The following is a 3,442-nucleotide window of genomic DNA, read 5'->3' as shown; positions in this document are numbered from 1 at the left end:
GCCGGGCGCCCCGCGCGGCGTCACCGCCGCCGCCGGCAACGCGCAGGCCCGGGTGAGCTGGCGGCCGGCTCCGGCCAACGGGGCGGAGATCGTCCGGTACGTGGTGCAGGGCGCCGGCCAGCGCGTGCAGGTGGGCGCCAACCAGCGGGCCGTGGAGATCAAAGGCCTGACCAACGGTGAGACGTACCGGTTCTCGGTGCACGCGGTCAACGCGAAGGGCGACGGTCCCGCGCGCACCAGCAACCCGGTGACGCCGACGGCCGCGGTGCCGGACCCGCCGGCCGCCGTCACCGCCCAGGAGCGCCCGGACGGCACGGTGCTGGTGAAGTGGCCGGCCGCCAACGGGCAGGGCAACAGGATCGCGAAGTACGTGGTCACGGCCACGTCGGCGGGCACCAACGCCCCGGCCGGCGAGTCCCGCCGCACCGAGTTGGTGGTGCCCGCGGGCGAGTTGGAGTACGGCACGCAGTACGCGTTCACGGTGGTGGCGGTCAACGACCGGGGCGCGGGCTCGGCGGCCTCGCCGGTGAGCAACACCGTCGTGCCGTACGCGCCGCCGGAGCGGCCGACCGACTTGCGATCGACCACTGTGGCCGACCGGCCGGGCTCCGTCGCGGTGCAGTGGTCCCCGGCGGTGGCCAACGGCCGGCCGGTGACGAAGTACGTCGTGGACGTGGGCGGGCGCAGCAGCGAGGTGACCGACACCCGGGCCACGGTGGACGGGTTGGGCAACGGCCAGAACGTCACCGTGAAGGTGCGGGCGGTCAACGAGGCCGGCCCCGGCCCGGAGGCCACCGCCACGGCCCGTACGGTGGCCGAGCCCCGTGTCACCGTGACCGGTTCCTCCGCGACCGCCACGTCGGCGACGGTGACGTTCACCGTGGACGCCGGCGGCGGCAAGGCGACCTGCTCGCTGAGCACGGGCGGTGAGCCGGCGAAGTCCGGCAACTGCTCCAGCATCACGATGACGGGCCTGACCCCGGGCACGGCGTACACGTTCACCGTGACCGCGAGCAACGCCGCCGGCAAGGGCACCGGCACCCGCGCCCAGGCGACCGACGCCCTCTACGGCATCGCGACCTGCAAGAACGGGCCGGACGGCGAACAGCGCACGTACTGCGACAGGAACGTTGACGGCCGCAACGGCAACGAGGTCTTCAAGGTCACCCGGCAGGACAACGACCAGCAGGCCGGCTGGGCGAAGCCCGGCACCCGGCTGAAGGCGTACTGCAAGAAGTCGGGCGAGAACGTCGATTCCTGGATCTACAACAACCAGAAGCAGAGCACCTGGTGGGTGCAGGTCGACTACAAGGGGAAGAACTACATCCCCTGGGCCTGGCTCAACCTGGAGGGCGGCGACGACATCAAGGACCTGCCCACCTGCTGACCCACCCAGGCAAGGAGCACCACCCGCGTGAACACCCCAGAACCGCTCACCCAGCCGGAGGTGCAGGGCTTCGCCGCCCTCGTCGCCCGGCTGGCCGAGAACGTCAACGCGGTGGTGCTGGGCAAGCCCCAGGTGGTCCGGCTGGCGCTGACCGCGCTCTTCGCCCAGGGGCACGTGCTGCTGGAGGACGTGCCGGGGGTCGGCAAGACCACCCTGGCCCGGGCCGTCGCGGCGACCGTGAAGGGGCAGTGGCGGCGCATCCAGTTCACCCCTGACCTGCTCCCCTCCGACGTGTCCGGGGTGACGATCTTCAACCAGGCCACCCGGGGCTTCGAGTTCCACCCGGGCCCGGTCTTCGCCAACATCGTCATCGCCGACGAGATCAACCGGGCGTCACCGAAGACCCAGTCGGCGCTGCTGGAGGTGATGGAGGAGCGCACCGTCACCGTCGACGGCGTCCGGCACCCGGTGCCGCAGCCGTTCCTGGTGGTGGCCACCCAGAACCCGGTGGAGATGGACGGCACGTACCGGCTGCCGGAGGCCCAGCTCGACCGCTTCCTGGTGAAGCTCTCCGTCGGCTACCCCGACGAGGCGGTCGAGGTGGAGGTGCTGCGCGGGGCGACGGTCCGCTCCCCCGAGGCGCTGACGGCGGTCACCGACACGGCCACCGTCGGGGAGATGGTCCGCATGGCCCGCCGGGTGCACATCGCCGAGCCGCTCTACGCGTACGCGGTGCGGCTGGCTGCGGCCACCCGCACCCACCCGCAGGTGCGGGTCGGCGTCAGTCCCCGGGGCGTGATCGCGCTGACGAGGGCGGCGTGCGCGTACGCGCTGATCGACGGGCGGGGCTGGATCATGCCGGAGGACCTGAAGACCCTGGCCGAGCCGGTCTTCGCGCACCGGCTGCTGCTCACCCCCGACGCGCAGGTGCGCGGGGTGACCGCCGCCGAGGTGCTGCGCCAGGCGGTCGCCTCGGTTCCGGTGCCGCTCCCCTCGGGCCAGCCGGCCCCGGTCCAGGGCTGACCGGCGACGCCGGTGTCCGCGCTCACCGCCCGGTGTGTCGGGCTGCTCGTCGCCGCCGTCGTGCTGCTGGGCGTCGGATTCCGCTTCGCGTACCCGGAGTTGACGCTGCTCGGGGCGGCGGCCGGCATCGCCGTCGGGTACGCCGTGCTGAGCGCGGCGTGGCGGCCCCGCCTTGAGGTGACCCGCAGCGCCGACCCGGACCGGGTGGCGCGCGGCGAGCCGGCGGCGATGACCCTGACGGTGCGCAACGCGGGGCGGCTGCGGGCGGCGAGCCTGGTGGCCGAGGACCGGTGCGGGGACCGGGCGGTTCCGGTGCCGCTGCTGCGGCTGCGACCGGGCCGGGACACCACGGTCCGTTACGAGGTGCCGACCGCCCGCCGGGGCGTGGTGCCGGTGGGGCCGCTGCGGGTGACCCGGCGCGACCCCCTCGGCCTGGTGGCGCTGGCCCGCCCGTACGGCGGCACGGTGCCGGTCTGGGTGCACCCGCGCGTGCACCCGCTGAACGCGGTGCCCACGGGGGCGGGGCGCAGCCTGGACGGCCGGGTGGACAAGGTGCCGCACGGCTCGATCACCTTCGACTCGCTACGCGAGTACGTGGTCGGTGACGAGTTGCGCCGGGTGCACTGGCGGACCAGCGCCCGGGTAGGTGAGCTGATGGTGCGGGAGAACGTGGACACCAGCCTGCCCCGGATCGTGGTGCTGCTGGACAACCGGGCGGCGGCCCACCCGGAGCGTCTGGACGGGGTGGCCGAGTCGTTCGAGTCGGCGTGTGAGGCCGCCGCCTCGGTGCTGGTGGCCGCGTACCGCGAGGATCTGCCGGTGGTGCTGCTGCTGGTCGCGCCGGAGTCGGCGGGCGGTGACGCGGCGGCGCAGGGGCCGCTGGACCGGCTCGCGGCGGCGGAGCTCGCCGACGGGGGTGACCTTCAGCCCGCCACCACCCGGCTGCGGCGGGAACGGCTCGGCGACACGCTGGTCTTCCTCACCGGGCCGGGCGGCCGGGACGACCTGGGGACGGTGGGCGCGCTGCGGGCC

The 3,442-nt window shown here is 74.2% G+C and carries 3 protein-coding genes; all 3 read left to right on the top strand.

Annotated features, from left to right (window positions below):
- On the top strand, positions 1–1,387 hold a 1,387-nt coding region (locus F6X68_RS31620), incomplete at its 5' end, for a fibronectin type III domain-containing protein (protein WP_151457675.1).
- A 27-nt stretch (positions 1,388–1,414) separates the two neighbouring features.
- On the top strand, positions 1,415–2,410 hold the full coding sequence (locus tag F6X68_RS31615; RefSeq protein WP_151457674.1) for a MoxR family ATPase: 996 nt from the start codon (positions 1,415–1,417) through the stop codon (positions 2,408–2,410).
- A 12-nt stretch (positions 2,411–2,422) separates the two neighbouring features.
- Positions 2,423–3,442, top strand: a 1,020-nt coding sequence (locus F6X68_RS31610; RefSeq protein ID WP_151457673.1) for a DUF58 domain-containing protein, incomplete at its 3' end; no start/stop codon positions are given.

The organism is Micromonospora sp. AMSO12t, from assembly GCF_008806585.1.
Classification (GTDB): Bacteria; Actinomycetota; Actinomycetes; order Mycobacteriales; family Micromonosporaceae; genus Micromonospora; species Micromonospora reichwaldensis.
This window is presented reverse-complemented; position numbering and strand designations above follow the sequence as displayed.